Source organism: Flavobacterium sp. 270, from assembly GCF_004368785.1.
Classification (GTDB): domain Bacteria; phylum Bacteroidota; class Bacteroidia; order Flavobacteriales; family Flavobacteriaceae; genus Flavobacterium.
Genome location: NZ_SODM01000001.1, coordinates 403,058 through 424,157, shown reverse-complemented (window position 1 = coordinate 424,157; position 21,100 = coordinate 403,058). Strand labels below are relative to the sequence as shown.

The window sequence follows — 21,100 nt, the reverse complement described above, 5'->3', positions numbered from 1 at the left end:
AATCATTATATTAAATACCAATCGGTATCTGAAAGGTTAAAAATTTTTTATTTCTTAATTTTTTCAATTATGGCGCTGTCAATGAAGTCCATAGCGCTTGTTATATACGTTTCGTCATTATGAGTAAATGCTAAAAGTGAGCTTCCTTCAATTAATGATAAAATCGTTTTTGCGTATTTATCCGGATCGGTATTTGGCAGAATTTCATTATTAGTAATACCATCTTTAATGATATTAGTTAAACCGATAGTGAATTTATGAGATATGTTCTGTGCTGTTTTAAACAATAACGGATTGATAAATTTGGTGTCAATTCCTGCACGCAGCATCGGGCATCCGCCACGATCTTTTACCAAATCATAATAGACGCGTTGATAATTTGTTATCGTATAAAGTTTTTCTAGACTATTCTTTTTTGCAGCAACTAAGTGAAATAATGGTGTTATCGCTAAATCTATATTGAGCTGAAATGCTTTTAAAGCCAAATCTTCTTTATTAGAAAAATTACAATAAATGGCCCCTTTAGTAAGGCCAGTTGCATTTGTAATGTCAGTAAGGCTCGTTCCAACATATCCTTGTTTGTTAAAAAGAGGAGCAACTTTATCTAATATAAATTCGGTAGTAGTCATTTTTCTGTTCTAAATATAAAGCAGAACAAATATAATAAAATACCATTCGGTATTAGCTGAAATCTAATATTTTTTTGATGTAACATATTTTTAAATCAAGCTTTTGTATAAAAAAACTCAATTTAAATTATCGTAATTAATTCTGTAAGAGTTACATAGAATAATATAACTGGAAAAATAATTATAGGACTACTTTTGAAAGTATACAAACCATTAAAATCGTTATTATGAAAACTTCAATTAAAATTTCAATGATAATTTTCTTAACTGCAATTACTTTTTCCTGTAAAAAGAGCGAAAACGCACCAACAGATAATTATTCTAAAGCCGATACGATTAATGTTGATACCATAGGCCCAACTACCGATTCTGTTAATGTAAGTACTACTGGTACAACTGGTGCAACAGGCGAAGGTTCTACAGGTTCTGGTTCTGCGAGAAGTGTACAAAAAGGAACTTCAAGTGTGGACTTAAATGCTGCAGATTCAACTACAACAAATTCAAAAGCAAAATAAGCTTTGAATTTTAGCTTAAAAAAAGTCAAAAAAAAAACCGTCTATTTAGACGGTCTTTTTTTTATTTTAAATATTGCGATCAGGATCAGTGCCTGCTTCATCATTTTCATCTAAATCTTCCAGACCTTCATTGTCAAATTCTTCGTTATTGAATTCGTCATTATCAGTTTGTTCATTGCCAATATTCTCATTATCGAATTTTTCATTTACCAGATCATTACCGTAGTCTGGTTCTGCATTTTCAGTTATCGAATGATCTCTGGAAGAAGTGCTATATCTGTTTTGATATAACGTTTGATCAAATTGGAAAAACTGGTCTTCGTAACGGTGAGTTTCTGAGGCTAAATTCATGATAGTATTTTTTTAAGTTGTTTTTTATGGAGATTGAGTTAATAATAATTTTTTCAAATTATTATAAGACAAATGTACAGTTGTCCCTACGCCATAATCTTACAGCTGAAAGGTTTGTAATTACATAATTCACAGTTATTTAGTTTTTCTTGTGTAAAATTGAATTTATTACAGGAATGAATTCAAATTGAAATTTAATAATGTAATACTGAAAAGAAATCTTATAATTAATCAAACATCTACACGAGTTAATTTTGCTATAGAAATTAATTAAACATGAAAAATTCTACTTCAGCTCTAACTTCCTTTCATTCTTATCAGGAAAGAGATATTGCGTCAATTTTTGATTTAATACAAAACAAGGATAATTCTAATATTTTATACCAACTGCCTACAGGTGGGGGAAAAACGGTGGTGTTTTCGGAAATTGCCAGAAGATTTATTGAGCAGTATGGCAAAACGGTAACTATATTAACGCATCGCAAAGAGTTGTGCAAACAAACTTCTAAAACGCTAAAAAACCTGGGAGTACAAAATCGTATTATCAATAGCGGAAGCGGTAATTTTAAACCCGATTGTAAGTGTTACGTCGCTATGGTAGAAACGCTTAGAAACAGGATTAAAGCAAAAAAGATTACAACAAAAGAGGTTGGTCTTTTAATAATTGACGAAGCGCATCATAATTCATTTAGAAAGCTGTTAGCCAATTTTAAAAATGCTTTTGTAATTGGTTTTACCGCAACTCCTTTTAGTTCAGATGTTTCTAAACCAATGAATAGGAATTATGATTTGCTGCTTACAGGAGAAAGTATAGGAACGCTCGTTGATGATGGTTTTCTGGCTAAACCAAAATCGTTTGTATATGAAGTTGAACTAAATTCGCTTAAAACCGGAATTCACGGCGATTATACGGTAAGTTCTTCTAATGAACTTTATGGCGCTCCGGCAATGTTGGAATTGCTTTTAAAAGCGTATAATGAAAATGCAAAAGGAAAAAAGACGCTTATTTTTAATAATGGAATTGCAGTTTCGCAGCAGGTCGAAGCAGTTTTTAAAACGGCAGGAATTGCGATCAGACATTTAGACAATAAAACTTCTGATGAAGAACGTAAAGAAATTCTAAAATGGTTTAGAAAAACAAAAGATGCAGTTTTTACTTCGGTTTCTATACTTACCACCGGATTTGATGAACCTACAGTACAGCACGTTATTCTTAACAGAGCAACAACATCTATTACACTTTATCATCAGATGATTGGTCGCGGCGCAAGGAAACTTTCCTCAAAAAAGACTTTTGGAATTACAGATCTGGGTAATAATATACAGCGTTTTGGAGAATGGCAGGAACCTGTGGATTGGAAATTTGGTTTTGAAAATCCAGAAGCTTTTGCAAAACAAATGAGTTATCAATGTACAGGAAATTCATCGGTACAATCTCATGCGATATCTGCTGAATTACGGGCGCAATTTCCGAATACGCTGGAAATGGCTTTTGATATAGAAAGTGCTTATCAGGAAGCAATTGATACCGATAAGAAACCAAAAACGGTTATACAGCAATCGATAAGACAGCAGGCAAAAATGTGTATGGATAATGCTGAAACATTATCTCAGGCAGTAGCTCTTGCAGAAGCTTTAGCGCCTGAAATAGAATGGCGTGTAAAGCAGTACGTAAAATGCCTCGACCATGCAAGTAAAAGTTATAAAGACTGGCTGATAGAGGATTATCAAAATCGTCTTAAAGGACTTATCATTAAATTATTTCCTAAAATTCATGCTTCATAATTAAAATAAATGCCTGTTATTCTATAAGTAAATTGCGAATCGTTTAAAGGAAAATGCAAATTATATTTTATAAAAAATGGTTTCATTTTATAAAATGAAACCATTTGAATACTTAATTTTCATAGAGGTTTTCTGGTTTTTAATAATTTTATTCCTGTCAATTTTAAAATAAAATTATATGAGGGCGATTAAACTTTTCATTCTGATTCTATTAATTACAACCAGCTGTAAAAAAGAAACGATTATTAATAATGATACAGCCGGAACAACTGTAATAGAAGATACTACAAGTTTTGCAATAAAAGAGCCTGACACTACAGTCAAAGTAACCGAATCTTATGCAAAAATGCTGGCAAGAGATACCTATTTCTGGGCGTGGCCAATGGTCAATATTTATAATCGAAGATTAGCTTTTAAACAAGCACCAAAGGCAGGATTGATGAATGGTGTTTTACCTTTTGCCCCTTTAAATACATTGTCTATGCTGCACGATTATATAGAGCCAGAACAACGATGGGTGGCTTGTCCTAATCAAGATGTGGTATATGGCGCGGCAATTGCGGCTCTGGATGAAACCCCGGTTGTAGTGCAAGTGCCTGATTTTGGCAGTCGTTTTTGGGTGTACCAGATCGTTGATCTTCGCACAGATTCTTTTGCCGGACTTGGTAAAATGTACAATACAAAACCCGGTTTTTATCTTGTTACAGGACCAAATTGGAAAGGAGAAGTTCCTAAAGGCATTACAAAAGTATTTAAATCTCCAACCAACACGGCATTTGTTGTTCCTCGTGTATTTCAGGATGATAATGCACAAGATCGTCAGGCAGTTCAAAAAGTAATCAACCAGATCGATGTTTACCCGCTTGATAAGTTTGATGGCAAAATGAAACAGCAGGATTGGAGTAAACTGCCAAAATTAGAATCACCAATGAAAGATGGTCCAGGGGGTGAAACCAAATGGGTTTTTCCGGATAAATTTTTTGATGAACTTCCTTTAGTATTAAAAGATGCTCCTCCGTTGCCAGGAGAAGAAGCGCGTTATGCACAGATAAAAAACCTTCTTGCTATGGTAAAAAAAGATCCTGCGCTCAAAAAAACACTTACAGAAGAACTTATTAAAGTTGAAGCAGAAATGATAGATCCGTTACTGCAATTTAGAAATTGGGGTTCGCCTTTATCCAATCATTGGACAACAGTAAATAACGGGGCCACATTTGGCACTGATTATTTTGCGCGTACAGCAGTTGCAAAATCTAATATTCTTGTAAATGCCGCTAATGAAACAAAATATTTATATCAGGATCTTGACGCTTCTGGAACACGCTTAAACGGAGCTTCAAAATATACAATAACATTTCTAAAAGGTCAGACACCACCAATTGAGGGTTTTTGGTCGCTCACTTTGTATGATGAACATCATTTTTTTGTGCCAAATGAGATAAAACGATATTCTTTGGGTACTAAGAATAAAACTTTAAAATTTAACCCAGACAGTTCGCTTACAATTTATGTACAGGCTTCTGCACCTTCTGCAGCATTAAAAGATAACTGGCTTCCCGCACCAAAAACTGATTTTTCATTATACCTGCGTGCCTATTGGCCTAAAGAAGAAATTATTAATGGCAAATGGATGCCGCCTGCTGTTGAAAAAGTAAAATAACATAAAGAAGTTAGTTTTCAAATTAATTAAAAAAATGCCAGTCAATCGACTGGCATTTTTTTTAATTTTTATCTTCATTATTCAACTGATCATCAAAATCAGGTTCTTCACCTTTAAATTTATGAGTATCAGTATCATAATTTTCATCATTTGTTAGAATTTCATCGTGATCTTTATATTGATGTTTTCTCATGTCGCTTCTATTATCAGAACCACTTTTTTCGTTGTTGTTCGGATTTTGATTATTTGTTTTCATAATAGTAAGTTTTAAAGTTTTAATAAAATTACTCCAAATACCGCTAAGAAAGCTTACACAATCCTTACTGAATGTTATAAAATAGTACTGTTAGAATTACACTTAATTTTAAAAATAAAGTATTATTATTAGAAGAAATTACTTTGTAAATTAACATATCAAATGAAATCAAGAATATTTCTATTAGTATCTTTATCGGGCTTAAAAAGTAAAATTTAATTACGCTAAAAAACAAACATGAACCAACGAAATATAAGAAACAGGATTTATATTACTCCTCAACAGCAAGAATTAATAAAAAATACTCCGATATTATTAGGCGGTGCAGGAATTGGAAGTGTTATTGCAGAATGTCTGTTAAGACTAGGTTTTGAAACGCTTACTATAATTGATGGCGATGTTGTCGAATTATCCAATTTAAACAGACAAAATTATACCGAAAAAGACATCTCAAAATCTAAAGTAGAAACGCTAAAAGAAAGATTATTGGCTATTAATAGCGAAGCAAAAATAACGATTCACAATTGTTTTTTAACGCCAGAGAATGTTGAAGAATACATAAAAGACCATAAAATTGCCATAAATGCTTTGGATTTTACTTCAGATGTGCCACTTTTATTTGATTCTATTTGTCAGAGTAGAAAAATTCCTGTATTGCATCCGTATAATTTAGGCTGGGGCGCATTGGTGCTGGTTATTTCAGAAGAAGAAGGATTAGAAGCTTTAAAAAAACCAGACGAAAAATTTAGCGAAATCAATGTTGTGGATTATGTTTTAGAATATAAAAAATATTGGGAAGATCCCCAGGATTGGCTCGAAGAAGTTTTGGATGAATATGTAAGGGAAGACAAAAATCTTTCTCCTCCGCAACTTTCTATTGCATCGTGGCTAGTGGCTGGTTTATGTACCAACATTGCATTTGATATTGCGGTTAACAATCGTATAAAAGTATTTCCGGAATTTTATTTAACTACTATTAGATAAACCCCTTACGAAGTCTATTTTCTTAGATTTCTTTTCATTATAAAAATAATTCCTTTTTAAACAGCTGTATTCAAACTTTGGTTTTGAGTACAGCTTTTTTTGTTATGATTTCAATTCAAATTTTATGGTTCTTCATTAAATGTTATTGCAGAAAAATAATTGTAAAACTGCAAAAAGTACTGTGAAAAAAGGCAAGGCTTTTTGACAGTCTATTTGGCAATTCTATATCACTTAATGCAAATAATTTTACAAGAGTAGAATAACTAGGTTTAATCATAAATTAAAGAAAATGGAATTAACTACCGAACAAAAAGCGTTAGAATCTATTGTGAAAAAAGCATGGGACGATCCTGTATTTAAGGACAATTTAATTAAAAGTCCTGTTGAAACAATAGAAAATTTTTTAGATCACCCCATTCATGTGCCTGAGGGAAAGAAGATTGCATTTGTAGATCAGTCTAATTCTTCTACAATTTATTTTAATATCCCTGCCGAACCTGATATCGACGACATGGAATTAAATGAAGAGCAATTGGATATTATTTCAGGAGGCGATGGTAACACGCCACCTATTATTGTAACCACAAGTAATTATCAGGCGAAGATTTTTAGCGCTTAGTTAGAAAACTTCAATCATGGAGTAAACGTGAATTAAAACGTGTATGCTCTGTTGAACATATGCGTTTTTTTAATTTAAAGTATTATTTGTGAAAACCTTATCTACATACTTATTTTTCCTTGTTTTTATTATCAACGGAGCAAGTTTAAAAATAGAAGCACAAACAAAACTGCCTTCTACAGAAAACACAACGCATCATCCTGAAAACAAACAAACTGCCGACAGTATATTAAACGTTGGAGAAAAACGTCAAAATGCCGGGAAGTTTTTAGAAGCGATGGTTTTGTTTGAAAAAAGCTTAAAAATCTATCAAAGCCTAAAAGATCAAAAAGGAATTGGAAACAGTTTCAACAAAATTGCGACAACTTATTACTATCAGGGAGATTATCTAAAAGCGCTTTCTTATTACACAAAATGCAAAGAGACGTACGAGAAAGTTCATTTTAAGAAAGGAATTTCATCTGCATTAAACAATATGGGCGCTGTTTATTATTATTTAGGCAATTACCCAAAAGCGTTGGAGTTTTACAATCAGGCTATTAAAATTCAGAAAAAAATAGGCGATAAAAAAATCATTGCCGCCAGCACACAAAACATCGGCGGTATATATGTTGACATTAAAGATTATGCTAACGCGATGCTTTATTCTAAAAAAGCCAATGCTATTTACACGGAATTAAAAGATTCTATCGGAATCTCGCATAATTTAAACGGAGCCGGAAAAATCTACATGATGCAAAAACAATATGCCAAAGCTTATGATTTTTTTAATCAGGCTTTGAATATTGCAGATAAAATAGGAGACAAGCAAAAGAAAATTGAAGTGCTTTATAATCTGGGCGAACTCTTTACGATTCAGGGCAATTTTACCAAATCTTTGTCGTATTACAATCTTTGTCTCGAAACCTCTCAAAAAATAAACAGTCTACAATATGTTGGCAGTACACAAATTGCCATTGGAAATCTGCTGAACAAACTAGGACAAAGTGCAAATGCCATTAAAAAATGCAAAACAGGACTTGATATTGCCAATACTTTGGGAGCAGTTTCTCTAAAAAAAGACGCCTGCAAATGTCTTTATGATTCTTATAAAACGGAAGGCAATACCAATTTAGCGCTTGCTTTCTACGAAAAATCAAATGCTTACAAAGACAGTTTACAATCTGAAGAAACGTCCAATAAAATATTAAACATGGAGTTTCAAAAAGCTTTGCTGATGGACAGTATTGCTTATGTGACCAAATCGCACAATATTGAACTGAAACATAAAGAAGAAGTCCAGAATAAAGAAAAACAAAGAAACATTATTATCATTTCCTTGGGCTTTATTATGTTGATTGCTATTGCATTATGGAACAGACTTAATTATGTAAGAAGATCCAGAAAAGAGTTAACAATAGAAAAAGACCGTTCAGAAAAATTACTTCTCAATATTCTTCCGGAAGAAATTGCCGAAGAACTAAAAGAAAAAGGATTCGTAAATGCAAGAGACTTTAATTTGGTTTCTATTCTTTTTACTGATTTTAAATCTTTTACGCAGACCGCAGAAAAAATGTCGCCACAAAACCTTGTAGAAGAAATTAATGTTTGTTTTAAAGCATTTGACAATATCTCAGACAAATACAACATCGAAAAAATCAAAACGATTGGTGATTCTTATATGGCAGCAGGCGGTTTTCCAAATCCAGATCATAATTCATTAAAGAACATTGTTTTTGCTGCTTTAGAAATGCAGGAATTTATGATGGAGAGAAAAGTAAGCAACATTGCGGCTGACATTCCTGTTTTTGAAATGCGCCTGGGTATTCACGCCGGACCTATTGTGGCAGGAATTGTAGGGGTAAAAAAGTTTCAATACGATGTTTGGGGCGATACGGTAAATACTGCAAGCAGAATTGAAAGCAACGGAATGGTTGAAAAAGTAAACATAAGCGAATCACTTTATAATTTAATTAAAGATGAAGACTGTTTTGTGTTTGAATACCGCGGTAATATATACGCTAAAGGAAAAGGCGAGATAAAAATGTACTTCGTAGAAAAAAACGACTTTTCTCACACTAAGAAATCTATATTGATAGAACATACTTACATATAAAAGTATTTTTGTCAGTTTATTTGGCAATTTTATACAATTTCATAAACCTAATTTTACAATACAGAAAAGGAAACAAATCATGGAACACAAGAAAGAAGAAGAGGTTTTAAGATTGATAATTTCTAAAGCATGGGAAGATACCAATTTTAGAAAGAACTTAATTTCTGATCCTCTAAAAGCAATAGAGGATCTAACCGGAGCTAAGATTGTGCTGCCTGAAGGAAAAACATTAGTAATTAACGATCAGACAGATAAGTCTAAAGTTTTTGTAAATATTCCATCTGAACCCAATGTCGAAGATATTGAACTCACTGAAGAACAACTCGAAATAATTGCCGGTGGCGGACAAACCATCTGGAGAGATTTGGTAAACAGTCTTTTCCCAACTTTAAAAAATTACATCAAAATATAAAGTAACAAACATTTAAATAATTAATCCTTAAACATTAAAATCATGGACTTTAAACAAGCACAAGCAAATTCAGAAAAAAACTTAAAAACTATTATCGAAAAATGTTGGGAAGACGAATCTTTCAAACAAGAATTGATCGCTAATCCTGTAAAAGCTATCGAAAAATTATCTGGACAACCTCTAGATTTAAAAGGCAGAAAACTGATTGTAACAGATCAAACAGATACTTCTGCAGCATATATCAATATTCCTGCAAATCCAGCTAATATGGAGCTTTCAGAGTTAGAATTAGAAGCTGTAGCTGGCGGAAAAGGTGTTGAAATTTCATGGTCATTCATCTGTGTTACTTGGTAAGAAGTAACAAAATAAACATAAATAATTAATCAAATTAACCCTTAAAACAATACAATTATGGACTTTAATCAAGCACAAGCAAATTCAGAAAAAAACCTAAAAACTATCATCGACAAAAGCTGGGCAGATGAATCTTTCAAACAAGAATTGATCGCTAATCCTGTAAAAGCTATCGAAAAATTATCTGGACAACCTCTAGATTTAAAAGGTAGAAAACTGATTGTTACAGATCAAACAGATACTTCTGCAGTTTACATCAATATTCCTGCAAATCCTGCTAATATGGAGCTTTCAGAGTTAGAATTAGAAGCTGTGGCTGGAGGAAAAGGTGTTGAAATTTCATGGTCATTCATCTGTGTTACTTGGTAATAAGTAACAAAAAAAGCATAAATAATTAATCAAATTAACCCTTAAAACAATACATTATGGACTTTAATCAAGCGCAAGCAAACTCAGAAAAAAACCTAAAAACGATCATCGAAAAAAGCTGGGCAGATGAATCTTTCAAACAAGAATTAATCGCTAATCCTGTTAAGGCTATCGAAAATTTATCTGGACAACCTCTAGATTTAAAAGGTAGAAAACTAATTGTAACAGATCAAACAGATACTTCTGCAGTTTACATCAATATTCCTGCAAATCCTGCTAATATGGAGCTTTCAGAGTTAGAGCTAGAAGCTGTAGCTGGAGGAAAAGGAGTTGAAATTTCATGGTCATTTATCTGCGTAACTTGGTAAATTGTCATTTGTTTCTAGAAGTTAATTTTTAAAATTATCCTCTAGGAATATGAAATATACATCTTTGGTATTGTTAATTAATATAGATCATCTATGTAAATTAACAATACCATTTTTCTATCAGATCCAAAATTAAATTCAACATTTATATAAACATTATGGAAAACACTCTTTTTTTTAAGAAACTCTATCTTTCTACATTAACTCCTTTTGAGTTATTAGCTTTTAGTAAACAAAATGAAATTCTCTTTAAAAAAAGGGAAAGTGATTTTTCCTATTTGAATTATTGGAAGGAAAGCATTTGCAAGAATGCATCTGATGAAGCATTTTATAAATATTGTTTGTTTAATAATTTAGGCATAGCCGATATTTCTTTAATGACTTCTTTGCCAGAGGATACAGCAGAAAAAATCGATTTTCCGTTGTGGATAAATACGTTGGAAGAAGTTTTGAATAATGTACCTCAAACATTTGCAAGAAATAACGGTGACATGGAGGAAAAAGCTTTTTCTCAGTTTTTTGTTCCTTTTATTCATTTTTTTTCTGGCAGACTTGAGCAAAATTTAAAAAGTATTCATGTAGCATTTGATCAAAATGTAATGGATCAATTGAATCAGGCATTGTACAGAGAATTATTTGAATTATCTCATTTAGTGCTGCTTAAAGAGTTTTCTAAATATAAAAATGAAGTAGAAAATCAAGATGCTGCAAATGGCATTGAAGATTACTATTATGAAAAATTTATATTGGCTCTTTTATCAGACAAATTTCATAATCTATTTCTTGATTATCCAATGATGGCTAGAAAACTAGCAGTAAAAACAGAAAGATTTCTGAAATTCATTACCAATTTATTTGAGAAATTTAAATCAGATAAAGCAGAAATAGAATATTATTTTGAGACGAAATTAGGCAAGATCAGCGAACTTCATTTAAACTCTGGAGATCAGCATAATGGAGAATCTACAATAATATTCGAGTTTGATAATGCTTACAAAATTGTCTATAAACCTACAAACGTTGCCGTTACATTTGCTTACAATCAGTTTTTGGATTGGGTAAATAAAAATTTAGGGGAAGAATTAAAGAGTTTTAAAGTCATTGATAAGGATACTTATGGTTGGTTAGAATTCGTAAAACATTCAGAATGTGAAACTAACGAGGATATTAAACTTTACTACGAACGAGCCGGCATTTTGGTTGGTGTTGCCTATTTTTTAAACGCAAGAGATTACCATTTTGAAAACGTAATTGCATCTGGTAATTGTCCCGTATTGATAGATCATGAAACCACTATTTTGCCCACTATAAAATTATTTCACACACAAACCTATACTGAAGAGGATGAAAATATTGTAGGCACCATTTTAGAAAGTCTGCTGCTTCCTATCAAAAATCAAAATGTCCCGGTTTATGCTTGTGGTTTTGGATCTTCTGTTCAGTTAGAATATAATTGTACAGTGCAGCGTATTGAAAACATCAACAAAGATAAGATGCAGAAAGTACACGAAATGGTCTATAGAAACCTTTACAAGTCTAATAAACCGAAACTTAATAATAAGATAGAAAACCTTATAGATTATCAATTAGAATTTAAAACAGGATTTGATAAAATATATAAGTTGATATTAGAAAATAAAAATTTCCTGCTTTCTAAAAATTCACCTTTTGAACATTTTAGAGATTTAAAAATTCGTTTTATTAATAGACAAACCGGAGTGTATTTCAAGATTTTAAGACTACTAAACAGTCCTGAATACCTTGCAGATGCCACTAACTATGGGATAAAATTAGAACTTTTGGCTAGAGCTTATGCGGCGATTGGTAACTGGTCTCCAATTTTGGGTTCAGAGAGAGAGCAGATGCTATTAGGAGATATTCCTGTATTTTATCTAAACACACTTTCAGAAAATCTTGATTTAGGAAACGGTCAAATTGTTGATTTACTAGAATCCAATGCTTTAGAAAGTGTAAACAGCAAAATTAAAAAAGCAGATTTAGCAGACTATCAACATCAGGTTAATTTAATTGAAGGAGCAATTACACTATAATAAAAACTAAAAGACATTATATTTTTCTCAGGTTAATTTATTAATCTGAGAAAAATATTTAATAAAAAATGATGAGAAATGCAGGTTATTTTATTCTAAATCAGCTTATTACTTGTTGCAAAAGAAATAGCTTCAGAAATATTAGTTACTTCTAATTTTTCAAAAAGTTTGCGTCTGTGAAATTTTACAGTATCTGGAGAAACAAATATTTCGTCGGCGATTTCATTTATAGAAAAACCGCGTGTAGAAAGCTGTAGAATTTCTTTTTCTCTTTTAGACAAAGAGATTTTCTTAGACTCTTCCCATTGATCAAGTTTCAGATTGTAATTATAGACGACATTTTCTCCGCTTTTATGTATTTTAATATTACCTGCCTTACGTTCAGACGATAATGAAATAATACATATTGCTTTCCATATTTTTCCGGTGCTCGTTAAAAAAACAGGAGTAAGTTTTTGGTTGATTAAAATTAATTTTCCTTCCTGATTTTTTAAATGAAAATCATAAGAGATCGTATACATAATTCTTTCTTCAACCGGAGTTTTATCATAAAAATCAAATCCCACCGAATTAATTTTCAGCAATAATTCAATATCTGATTGCGGAACGTGTTTAAAATAAAAAGCATAACCCATTTCTAAAACCTGCTGCGCCGTATTGCCGCACAGAAATAATGGATTTTCTGAAACATATTCAAATCCCTGCTCTAAATAATTAATAACGTATAAACTGGTGTATGTTGCTCTTGCAAATGCTTTTATAGGCTCTATGTAATCAAATTTTTGTACTCTTTCTTCATCTGTCAAACCGTAAATTGTATTCCTGGAGTCAAAAAATGAGTTCGAATCTTGGTCTTTCATCTTCCTAATTTTACTCAAATTTACCTAATTTTTATTATGTAGGAAAATAATTACACTAATCTTATAGAAGAACAATAATTACACTTATTATTTTTTAACTTTTTTATAAATATTTTTCTGTCTAAAAAAATGTAGGATTTCCCCTTAAAGCCAGTAAATACAAGACTCTCCCTTAATTTGGCTTATTTCTCATAATTATTTTTTTTAAACGACTTAAAATCGGTTACTACCCTTTGGGGTAGTTTGTTGATTTGTAAGCGAATACTACTATTTAGTGTAGCAGATTTACGCGGTATGAAAATTAGATTTGTTATGAACCAATCGAAATAAACCCCATGACTATAACTCAAAATTACTTAGAAAGATTAGAATTAAACCAACTTAGTGAATTAGCAAAATTCGTAGTAGAAGAAAACTTCAATCATCATTGTGAAAATGTAACTGAGAAAGAAATTATTGAAGACACTCAGGAAATTTATGATGAAGAATTAAATTATTTTAAAGATTCTGAAATTTTTGTTGCCAAAGACTTTTCAGGAAACATTCAGGGATCAATTCGAGTAATAAAATGGGATTATAAAACAAAACTGCCGCTTCAGAAAATATTCAACATAGATCCTTTAAGCTATAGTTATTCTGAAAAGGGATCATCTGTTTGGCATATCGGCCGATTTGCGACCAAAAAAGATGTAAAAGACAAAACATTATTTAGAAAATTAATGGTTTGTGCAATTGCTCCTATATGCGAGCAGAAACACGGTGTTGTCTTTGCAGAATGCGACAGCAAACTTTTAAGAATAATGAAATTAATGGGTATTAAAGCAGAAGTTATAGGAGAATCTATAAACTATCTGGGTTCTGAAACGATACCAGTAGCCATGAATTACAACGGATTACAAGAATTTTATTATAACAATAAAGCATTAGTGACATCGCACTCCATCGATAAAATGTCTAATCAAACATTTCAAAACAAGCAGTACCAGTATTACGCATGTTAGTATTAAAAAATTGAGGGTGTCCGGATTACTGATTTAACTATTAATACCACTACAAATGATGAATGAGATGATAAGAAGTACTACACTAGATTGGTCTTCTCCTGATATTTTAAATCAGATAGTTGAGAATATTAAAAATCCGTTAGAAAGTATTATTGCAGCGAATAAACCGGATACAAAAGAAAATGAAACTCAAAACGAGATTATTTTTTCGAGTACCAAGCAGATAAATGATTTGATACAGGAAATTATAGATGAAATAAAATCCAAATCTGTAAGCACAACAATTCAGGGACGTCCGGAAATATTTGATATCTACGAGTCTAATAAAAATGTTCAGGAATTATGTCTCAATAAAATTACGCCGCAGAAAGTGACAAAATTAGATCAGGATTGGTTGTTGAATCTGGAAAAGGAAATTTACAGCTCGATCAGCCAAAACGATATGAACCTTTACGAACTGTCTTATAAAATGGCAGTAAGCGAAAGACAGCTGCACAGAAAAATTGCAAATCTGGTACACCTTACGCCCAATAAATACATACGGATATTAAGGTTGCATAAAGCTAAACATTTGATTGATAATTACATTCAAAACTCAATTTCGCAGGTAGCATATGCTGTAGGGTACAATGATGTACATTATTTCTCAAAGTTGTTCTTAAATCAATATGATATCTCACCAAAAGAATTAATCAATTCTTTGAGATAAATAGCGATTAAAACAATTGTCAGCAAGAATCAAAATAAAAATTTAAGCATTAAGAAAATGATTTTAACAGAAGAACAGAAAAAAGGCCAGGATGTATTTTTTAGGATAATTGCAGAAGCTTGGGAGAATGATGATTTTAAAAAATCATTGCTGAAAAACCCTGAAAAAACATTAGAAGCGTTTTTTGGGAGAAGGCTGCCGATAGGGAAAAAGATAAAAGTGACAGACCAGTCTGACCCGGAATTTCTGTATATCAACATTCCTATAAAAATGCAGCAGAATGATCAGGAACTCGACGAAAAAAAATTAGACAACTGCGGAGGAGGAACATCTGCCAATACGGTAATTACAGACTTTGGAAGTTTGTACGATTCTTTGCGGGACATCAATAAATAAAAGAAATTCAGAGTTGCAAATCAAAAACAGATTCAAACAAACAAGTATAACTTCTAAAAAAACATAATTATGAAAAGAGCACTTTTTTTCTTAGGGCAGTTTAATAACAGAGATGTAGAATGGTTGATTCACAGTGGACAAAAAATAGAATTAAGAGGAGGAGAAAAACTCATTCAGAAAGGAAATTTTATAGATAGTTTGTACATCGTATTATCTGGTCAATTGTCTGTATGCGCAGATAATGGTGATAAAGAAGATATTGCAACCTTAGGTTCTGGAGAAGTTGTAGGAGAAATGTCTTTCTTAGAAACAAGACCGCCATCGGTTTCTGTGGTTGCCAAAAAAACATCAATATTATATAAAATATCGCGTGAGATAATAGAAGTAAGACTTGCGGCAAATCCAGATTTTAAAGCTAATTTTTATTACGGACTGGCTTTATTTCTTTCTAACAGATTAAGAAAAACAACAGATCAATTAGGATACGGAATAGTGGAAGAGGAAGATTTGATAGATACCAAAATATTAGACGGAGTAACGCAGGCAGGTTCGCATTTTGGACAAATTCTGCACCGATTTTCAGAGGCGTAATCAATTATTAATGCTAAAACATCAGATCTAAATGAGGTTTAAATATTTCTTTTTTGCGGTTTGGATTACTGCTGTTAACAATATAGAAGGCCAATCTAAAATTAAATGTGACTTAGTAGAAATTTCTAATATGACTTTTAACAAAAGTCCTAATATTAAAAGAAATTTTTATGCCATACAGAATGCGGAAGGGGAGCTGCAGGTACAATGGAGCACATTTGATTTTAGATTAAATTCAGAGCTTTCGTATCAAACCGGCAGATTAAATCTTTATGATGCAGATCCAAGAAGTCAATACTTAAACCAATCATTAAACTCCAATTCAGTAGATTTTTCGGCTGGATTGCAAAAAAGATTCAGAACATCGCAAATTGCCGAAGTAAGTTTAAGATACAGATATAACAACAGCAATTTTCCGTACAATACATTCGAAGAATTTGTAGGGCCGTTTTATGGAAACCATACCGGGGTGCTTAATTTTTCGTTGACACAGCCGCTTTTAAAAGGAAGAGGAAAAAAAATAGTAACCACTGGAGAACAGGCTGCAAAACTAATTATTGATAAAAATAAACTGGATTATGAGTTTACCAATTCGTATGAAATCCTGCAAATGGGAATCGCGTATTGGAATTATTATACCGCATTTAAAAGCCTTGAAGTTTACATACAAAACGAAGCCAGAGTCAGGAACGTTTTAGAGATTACCAAAGAATTAATAAAAGCAGACAAAAAACCAGAGAGCGATATGGCTCAGGTAAGTGCTGATTTAACCAGCCAGGAAAGATTAACGATTGTTGCACAGCAAAATTTATACAACGCAAGATTAACTTTAGGAAGAACAATAGGTTTATCTGATGAAGAAAGCCAGCAGCTGGATGATCCGGTAAATGATTTTCCGGTAGTTGCAGAAAGTGGTTACAAAGAAAACATCAATAAAAATGAACTTATTAAAACTGCCAAAGAGAATCGAGGCGATCTAAAAGCCCTGCAAAAAGTTACCGAAGCAGTAGAACTGCAATTACAATTGGCCGAAAATAATTTGAAACCCCAGTTAGACTTAACTGGTTTTGCTTATTACGGAAGTACCAGTGTAGGAAACGGAGTAGATAAAACGCTTACATCATTTGTACACAATCAGGGGCAAGATGTTGGCGTGGGAGCAAAATTGACCTTCGCATTTGCCTTAAACAATAATCTGGCAAAAGGAAATTATTCTATTAATAAAACGGCAGCAAGCGATCAGGCAGTTATAAGCGATAATGCAAAGCGAAACGTAGATTTAAACGTAAACCTTTCGCTCAATAATTTAAGCAACAGCGTGCTAATACTCGAGAAGGCAAAAGAATCTATGGGATTTCATAAAACTGCTTTTGACAACGAGCAGATTAAATTTCAGATGGGTTTAACAACGCTTCTTAATTTAATGCTGTTTCAGGAAAGATTTACTTTTTCAGAATTAGAATATCTAAATGCAGAGCAGCAGTTTTCAAACGCCATTATAAATCTCAGACACGAAACAGGAACACTTGTCTCCAAAGAAAGCCCTGATTTTAAAGTCATTCAAAATGCATTTTATACGGTTCCAAACACAGAAAATTAATAATAAACTCGGAAACTATGTCAGCAAGTTTTTTTAGAAAATCGGCGTTAGAGAAGCTTTCAACTCCAGAAAAATTAGACCAGTTAATAAAAGTAACAGGCCCAAAAGCCTGGATAGCGCTTGTTACAGTTGCATTGGCACTGTTTACAGGCGTTTTGTGGGCATTTATGGGTACTGTAAAAACAAAACTAGATGTAGTAGGAGTTGTGCAGGGAGGAGAAGTACACGAAGTTGTTGCTACATCTCAGGGACAATTGGTAGAACTAAAAGCAGCCATAGGAGAACATATAAAAAAAGGAGACATTATTGCCACCATAAAACAACCCGAACTGTATCAGCAAATAGAAGATGCAAAAGCCGTAGTATCTGATCGAAAGTTTGAAATGGGAAAACTCGCAACTTATGGCAGTCAGGGAACACATTTGCAAAGCGAATTAATCAAACAAACCCGAGTAAGCATTCAAGGAGAAATTGAATCAGAAAAAAAGAAACTCGTTTTTCTCAATAATCAGTTAGATTCAGAAAACACGCTGCTTTCTAAAGGTTTAATAACAAAATCGGAAGTAGCGGTAACCAAACAACAAATAGAAGCGTCAAGAAATACAATTGAAAGACTAAAAGGACAAACCGTAGAAACCTCAACACAACAACATAATCTGGGTTTTGATTTACAGCAAAAAGTAACATTACAAAACCAAAGAATTGCCGAAGCCGAAAGAAACCTGCAGTTTTTAACCGAAAAATATGATCTTCAAAAAAATATAAAAAGTCCGTACGACGGAGAAGTGATAGAGGTTTTAACCGATGCCGGAATTGTTGTTGGTTCTGGAACTCCATTGTTTAAACTCAAAAACCTGCACGAGAAAAAACTCGCCGGACTCAAAGGAATTTTATACATCCCTTCTCAGGACGGAAAAAAAATACGAAGAGGAATGGAAGCTCTCGTAGTTCCATCTACCGTACAGCCACAAGAATATGGTTTTATAAAAGGAAAAGTAACCTACGTTTCCGATTTTCCGGTAACACAGCAAGGTATGCTTACTTCTATAAAAAACGATCAGCTTGCCAAAGGACTTTTGGCACAAGGACCATTATTTGAAGTACATGTTGATTTTGAAAAAGATCCAAACTCGTACAGCGGTTTTAAATGGACATCGGCAAAAGGACCGGAGATTTTTATTAAAGAAGGCACATCCTGTATGGGAAAAGTGACCATAAGACAAGAACCTCCAGTGACAATTGTAGTTCCTGCATTCAAGAAATTTTTTGATTTATACTAATACATAACGATGTCTGAAAGTACCACTTTTGTTATAGAAAAAATAGCCAGGCCAGTCAAAGTTCCAACTGTATTGCAGATGGAAAGTGTTGAATGCGGTGCGGCGGCTTTGAGTATTATTTTAGGTCATTATGGCAAATTTGTGCCTTTAGAAAAATTAAGAATTGCTTGCGGCGTTTCCAGAGACGGACTAAAAGCAACCAACATTATAAAAGCGGCAAAAGAGTGCGGACTCGACGCAAAAGGTTACGCAAAATCGATCGAAAAACTAATGCAGATACAAACTCCATCGATTATCTTTTGGAATTTTAATCACTTTTTGGTGCTCGAAGGTTTTACCAAAAAGAAAGTATATTTAAGCGATCCCGCACAGGGAAGATATGCCGTAAGCCATCAGGAATTTGATGATGCGTATACGGGAGTAGTGCTGACTTTTGAACCAAATGAAAGTTTTGAAAAAGGCAATGAGAGAAAAGGACTTATCGGGTCTTTGCTTTCCAGAGTTGCCAGCTCAAAATCAAGCATTATCTATATTATTATTGCCAGTTTATTTTTAGTAATTCCCGGTTTAATAATTCCGTCGTTTCTTACTGTTTTTATAGACAAATATTTAATCAACCGATTTTCCGGTTTTGTAATGCCTTTACTGTTGATTATGGGAGGAATCTTTATAATCAATTCCGTATTAGTATATCTGCAGCAATATTTTTTGCTAAAGCTGGAAACAAAAATAGCATTAGTAACATCCAGTAAATTTTTGTGGCACGTTTTTCATCTTCCAATTGCCTTTTTTACACAACGTTACAGTGGCGAAGTAGGAAACAGGGTTTCATTAAACGATAAAGTAGCCAAGTTATTAAGCGGTGATTTAGCCAATGCAGCTTTAAATGTAATCGTGATTATTTTTTATGCTGTCCTAATGTTTTCTTATGACATTACGCTTACTTTGATCGGAATTTTTATGGCAGGATTAAATATTGTCATTTTAAAATGCGTTGCAACGGCCAGAAAAGACGGAAGCCGACGCTTAAGCAACGAAACCGGAAAACTCCTGGGAACCACAACTTCTGGAATCAGTATGGTAGAAACCTTAAAAGCATCGGGAAGAGAAAATGACTTTTTTACCAACTGGATCGGTTATCTGGCAAAAGTAATGAATGCACAGCAAGAACTCGGCTGGTTAACCATCAGACTGAATGTTCTTCCGAATCTGATAACCTCATTAACCAACTCAATGATTCTTGGAATTGGAGCACTCCGAATTATGGACGGCGAAATGACTTTGGGAGCACTTGTAGCGTTTACTTATCTAATGAATAATTTTATTACGCCAGTAAATCAATTGGTTACCGTTGGTAATCTGCTGCACGAAACAGAAAGTGACATGAGCCGTATTGATGACGTATTGAATTATGAAGTGGACAATCAATTTAGAGAAAAAGAGCCAAATGAAAACGTACAATCAGAGAATGAGGTTCTTAAAAATAAATTGATTGGCTATTTTGAAATGAAAGACATCACATTTGGCTACAATACCACAATGCCGGCATTAATAGAAAACTTCAATATAAAACTAAGACCCGGAAGCAGAGTTGCTTTAGTGGGAGGCTCCGGAAGCGGGAAATCAACCGTTGCCAAAATCGCTTCGGGACTTTATGATCCGTGGAAAGGAGATGTTTTATTGGATGGAAAAGACCGAAAAACAATTCCAAGAAACATCATTACAAGTTCGTTAGCCGTAGTAGATCAGGAAGTTATTGTGTTTAATGGCACAATTAAAGAAAACATCTCTTTTTGGGACACGATGATTTCTGAAAAACAAATTATTAATTCAGCTCGCGATGCGGCGATTCACGATGTTATTGCCTCGAGAACAGACGGGTATGATAGTGCTGTAATGGAAGGCGGAACCAATTTTAGCGGCGGACAACGACAGCGTATAGAAATTGCGAGAGCCTTATCGGGCAACCCAACAATTTTGGTTATGGATGAAGCGACCAGCGCATTAGACCCAACGACCGAAAAAACGATAATGGACAATATCAAAAAAAGAGGTTGTACGTGCCTGATTGTAGCACACAGATTAAGCACCATAATTGACTGCGATGAGATTATTGTTATGGAATTGGGAAAAATTGTAGAACGTGGTTCTCATCAAGAATTATTAAAACTAAACGGAGTTTATGCAAGCCTGATTGAATCAAAATAAAATC

General features: G+C 33.1%; 22 protein-coding genes. 18 read left to right on the top strand and 4 right to left on the bottom strand.

Annotation, left to right across the window (positions count from 1 at the left end):
• Positions 1-47 precede the first annotated feature (47 nt).
• Positions 48-629: a TetR/AcrR family transcriptional regulator gene (locus EV144_RS01885; RefSeq protein WP_134145633.1), complete on the bottom strand. Its 582-nt coding sequence runs from the start codon at positions 627-629 to the stop codon at positions 48-50.
• A 227-nt stretch (positions 630-856) separates the two neighbouring features.
• On the opposite strand from EV144_RS01885, the gene EV144_RS01880 reads away from it, so the two are divergent.
• Entirely contained in the window at positions 857-1,144 is a 288-nt protein-coding gene (locus tag EV144_RS01880; RefSeq protein WP_134145631.1) for a hypothetical protein, read from the top strand.
• Positions 1,145-1,210: 66 nt separating this feature from the next.
• On the opposite strand, the gene EV144_RS01875 is transcribed toward EV144_RS01880, so the two are convergent.
• On the bottom strand, positions 1,211-1,495 hold the full coding sequence (locus EV144_RS01875) for a hypothetical protein (RefSeq protein WP_134145629.1): 285 nt from the start codon (positions 1,493-1,495) through the stop codon (positions 1,211-1,213).
• Between the two features lie 276 nt (positions 1,496-1,771).
• Here EV144_RS01875 and EV144_RS01870 point away from each other — a divergent pair, with 276 nt between their 5' ends.
• Together EV144_RS01870 and EV144_RS01865 are read left to right on the top strand one after the other, a co-directional pair.
• Positions 1,772-3,280 (top strand): DEAD/DEAH box helicase, encoded by a 1,509-nt coding sequence (locus EV144_RS01870; RefSeq protein WP_134145627.1) that lies wholly within the window; start codon positions 1,772-1,774, stop codon positions 3,278-3,280.
• Between the two features lie 178 nt (positions 3,281-3,458).
• On the top strand, positions 3,459-4,940 hold the full coding sequence (locus EV144_RS01865; RefSeq protein ID WP_134145625.1) for a DUF1254 domain-containing protein: 1,482 nt from the start codon (positions 3,459-3,461) through the stop codon (positions 4,938-4,940).
• A gap of 61 nt (positions 4,941-5,001) precedes the next feature.
• Here the strand turns inward: EV144_RS01865 and EV144_RS01860 are convergent, their stop codons facing one another.
• Positions 5,002-5,196 (bottom strand): hypothetical protein, encoded by a 195-nt coding sequence (locus tag EV144_RS01860; protein WP_134145623.1) that lies wholly within the window; start codon positions 5,194-5,196, stop codon positions 5,002-5,004.
• 237 nt (positions 5,197-5,433) lie between these two features.
• On the opposite strand from EV144_RS01860, the gene EV144_RS01855 reads away from it, so the two are divergent.
• From EV144_RS01855 to lanM, 8 genes are all read left to right on the top strand, one after another.
• The gene (locus EV144_RS01855) at positions 5,434-6,180 is read left to right on the top strand and encodes a ThiF family adenylyltransferase (protein ID WP_134145621.1); all 747 of its coding nucleotides are present in this window, start codon (positions 5,434-5,436) and stop codon (positions 6,178-6,180) included.
• 289 nt (positions 6,181-6,469) lie between these two features.
• A complete protein-coding gene (locus EV144_RS01850) occupies positions 6,470-6,799 on the top strand; it encodes a TOMM propeptide domain-containing protein (protein ID WP_134145619.1) in 330 nt (109 codons plus the stop codon).
• Positions 6,800-6,887: 88 nt separating this feature from the next.
• Positions 6,888-8,894: an adenylate/guanylate cyclase domain-containing protein gene (locus EV144_RS01845; RefSeq protein WP_134145617.1), complete on the top strand. Its 2,007-nt coding sequence runs from the start codon at positions 6,888-6,890 to the stop codon at positions 8,892-8,894.
• Positions 8,895-8,973: 79 nt separating this feature from the next.
• Positions 8,974-9,306 (top strand): NHLP leader peptide family RiPP precursor, encoded by a 333-nt coding sequence (locus EV144_RS01840; RefSeq protein ID WP_134145615.1) that lies wholly within the window; start codon positions 8,974-8,976, stop codon positions 9,304-9,306.
• Between the two features lie 42 nt (positions 9,307-9,348).
• Positions 9,349-9,660, top strand: coding sequence for an NHLP leader peptide family RiPP precursor (locus EV144_RS01835; RefSeq protein ID WP_134145613.1), 312 nt, complete (start codon positions 9,349-9,351; stop codon positions 9,658-9,660).
• A 57-nt stretch (positions 9,661-9,717) separates the two neighbouring features.
• Complete coding sequence (locus EV144_RS01830; RefSeq protein ID WP_134145611.1) at positions 9,718-10,029, top strand: NHLP leader peptide family RiPP precursor; 312 nt, start codon at positions 9,718-9,720, stop codon at positions 10,027-10,029.
• A 56-nt stretch (positions 10,030-10,085) separates the two neighbouring features.
• Positions 10,086-10,397, top strand: a complete 312-nt coding sequence (locus EV144_RS01825) for an NHLP leader peptide family RiPP precursor (RefSeq protein ID WP_134145609.1) — start codon at positions 10,086-10,088, stop codon at positions 10,395-10,397.
• 158 nt (positions 10,398-10,555) lie between these two features.
• Positions 10,556-12,448, top strand: coding sequence for a type 2 lanthipeptide synthetase LanM (gene lanM / locus EV144_RS01820; protein WP_134145607.1), 1,893 nt, complete (start codon positions 10,556-10,558; stop codon positions 12,446-12,448).
• A 95-nt stretch (positions 12,449-12,543) separates the two neighbouring features.
• Here lanM and EV144_RS01815 read toward each other — a convergent pair whose 3' ends face one another.
• Entirely contained in the window at positions 12,544-13,308 is a 765-nt protein-coding gene (locus tag EV144_RS01815; RefSeq protein ID WP_134145605.1) for a response regulator transcription factor, read from the bottom strand.
• A gap of 335 nt (positions 13,309-13,643) precedes the next feature.
• Between EV144_RS01815 and EV144_RS01810 the strand changes: the two genes are divergently transcribed.
• The 7 genes from EV144_RS01810 (at position 13,644) to EV144_RS01780 (ending at position 21,096) form a co-directional block, all read left to right on the top strand.
• The gene (locus EV144_RS01810) at positions 13,644-14,309 is read left to right on the top strand and encodes a hypothetical protein (protein ID WP_134145603.1); all 666 of its coding nucleotides are present in this window, start codon (positions 13,644-13,646) and stop codon (positions 14,307-14,309) included.
• A 55-nt stretch (positions 14,310-14,364) separates the two neighbouring features.
• Positions 14,365-15,021, top strand: a complete 657-nt coding sequence (locus EV144_RS01805) for a helix-turn-helix domain-containing protein (RefSeq protein ID WP_134145602.1) — start codon at positions 14,365-14,367, stop codon at positions 15,019-15,021.
• 57 nt (positions 15,022-15,078) lie between these two features.
• Entirely contained in the window at positions 15,079-15,417 is a 339-nt protein-coding gene (locus EV144_RS01800) for an NHLP leader peptide family RiPP precursor (protein ID WP_134145600.1), read from the top strand.
• Positions 15,418-15,486: 69 nt separating this feature from the next.
• The gene (locus EV144_RS01795; RefSeq protein WP_134145598.1) at positions 15,487-16,008 is read left to right on the top strand and encodes a cyclic nucleotide-binding domain-containing protein; all 522 of its coding nucleotides are present in this window, start codon (positions 15,487-15,489) and stop codon (positions 16,006-16,008) included.
• Positions 16,009-16,039: 31 nt separating this feature from the next.
• Positions 16,040-17,608 (top strand): TolC family protein, encoded by a 1,569-nt coding sequence (locus EV144_RS01790; protein ID WP_134145596.1) that lies wholly within the window; start codon positions 16,040-16,042, stop codon positions 17,606-17,608.
• A 17-nt stretch (positions 17,609-17,625) separates the two neighbouring features.
• On the top strand, positions 17,626-18,888 hold the full coding sequence (locus tag EV144_RS01785) for an NHLP bacteriocin system secretion protein (RefSeq protein ID WP_134145594.1): 1,263 nt from the start codon (positions 17,626-17,628) through the stop codon (positions 18,886-18,888).
• Between the two features lie 9 nt (positions 18,889-18,897).
• Positions 18,898-21,096 carry an NHLP family bacteriocin export ABC transporter peptidase/permease/ATPase subunit gene (locus EV144_RS01780; RefSeq protein ID WP_134145592.1) on the top strand — a complete coding sequence of 733 codons (2,199 nt, stop codon included), beginning with the start codon at positions 18,898-18,900 and terminating at the stop codon, positions 21,094-21,096.
• Positions 21,097-21,100 lie beyond the last annotated feature (4 nt).

Excerpts from the sequence above, each read along its gene's own strand:
- EV144_RS01780 (WP_134145592.1), top strand. The coding sequence starts at position 18,898 with ATGTCTGAAAGTACCACTTTTGTTATAGAAAAAATAGCCAGGCCAGTC.
- EV144_RS01850 (WP_134145619.1), top strand. The coding sequence starts at position 6,470 with ATGGAATTAACTACCGAACAAAAAGCGTTAGAATCTATTGTGAAAAAA.
- EV144_RS01830 (WP_134145611.1), top strand. The coding sequence starts at position 9,718 with ATGGACTTTAATCAAGCACAAGCAAATTCAGAAAAAAACCTAAAAACT.
- lanM (WP_134145607.1), top strand. The coding sequence starts at position 10,556 with ATGGAAAACACTCTTTTTTTTAAGAAACTCTATCTTTCTACATTAACT.
- EV144_RS01815 (WP_134145605.1), bottom strand. The coding sequence starts at position 13,308 with ATGAAAGACCAAGATTCGAACTCATTTTTTGACTCCAGGAATACAATT.
- EV144_RS01810 (WP_134145603.1), top strand. The coding sequence starts at position 13,644 with ATGACTATAACTCAAAATTACTTAGAAAGATTAGAATTAAACCAACTT.
- EV144_RS01800 (WP_134145600.1), top strand. The coding sequence starts at position 15,079 with ATGATTTTAACAGAAGAACAGAAAAAAGGCCAGGATGTATTTTTTAGG.
- EV144_RS01835 (WP_134145613.1), top strand. The coding sequence starts at position 9,349 with ATGGACTTTAAACAAGCACAAGCAAATTCAGAAAAAAACTTAAAAACT.
- EV144_RS01795 (WP_134145598.1), top strand. The coding sequence starts at position 15,487 with ATGAAAAGAGCACTTTTTTTCTTAGGGCAGTTTAATAACAGAGATGTA.
- EV144_RS01840 (WP_134145615.1), top strand. The coding sequence starts at position 8,974 with ATGGAACACAAGAAAGAAGAAGAGGTTTTAAGATTGATAATTTCTAAA.
- EV144_RS01785 (WP_134145594.1), top strand. The coding sequence starts at position 17,626 with ATGTCAGCAAGTTTTTTTAGAAAATCGGCGTTAGAGAAGCTTTCAACT.
- EV144_RS01855 (WP_134145621.1), top strand. The coding sequence starts at position 5,434 with ATGAACCAACGAAATATAAGAAACAGGATTTATATTACTCCTCAACAG.
- EV144_RS01790 (WP_134145596.1), top strand. The coding sequence starts at position 16,040 with ATGAGGTTTAAATATTTCTTTTTTGCGGTTTGGATTACTGCTGTTAAC.
- EV144_RS01860 (WP_134145623.1), bottom strand. The coding sequence starts at position 5,196 with ATGAAAACAAATAATCAAAATCCGAACAACAACGAAAAAAGTGGTTCT.
- EV144_RS01865 (WP_134145625.1), top strand. The coding sequence starts at position 3,459 with ATGAGGGCGATTAAACTTTTCATTCTGATTCTATTAATTACAACCAGC.
- EV144_RS01870 (WP_134145627.1), top strand. The coding sequence starts at position 1,772 with ATGAAAAATTCTACTTCAGCTCTAACTTCCTTTCATTCTTATCAGGAA.
- EV144_RS01825 (WP_134145609.1), top strand. The coding sequence starts at position 10,086 with ATGGACTTTAATCAAGCGCAAGCAAACTCAGAAAAAAACCTAAAAACG.
- EV144_RS01805 (WP_134145602.1), top strand. The coding sequence starts at position 14,365 with ATGATGAATGAGATGATAAGAAGTACTACACTAGATTGGTCTTCTCCT.
- EV144_RS01875 (WP_134145629.1), bottom strand. The coding sequence starts at position 1,495 with ATGAATTTAGCCTCAGAAACTCACCGTTACGAAGACCAGTTTTTCCAA.
- EV144_RS01880 (WP_134145631.1), top strand. The coding sequence starts at position 857 with ATGAAAACTTCAATTAAAATTTCAATGATAATTTTCTTAACTGCAATT.
- EV144_RS01885 (WP_134145633.1), bottom strand. The coding sequence starts at position 629 with ATGACTACTACCGAATTTATATTAGATAAAGTTGCTCCTCTTTTTAAC.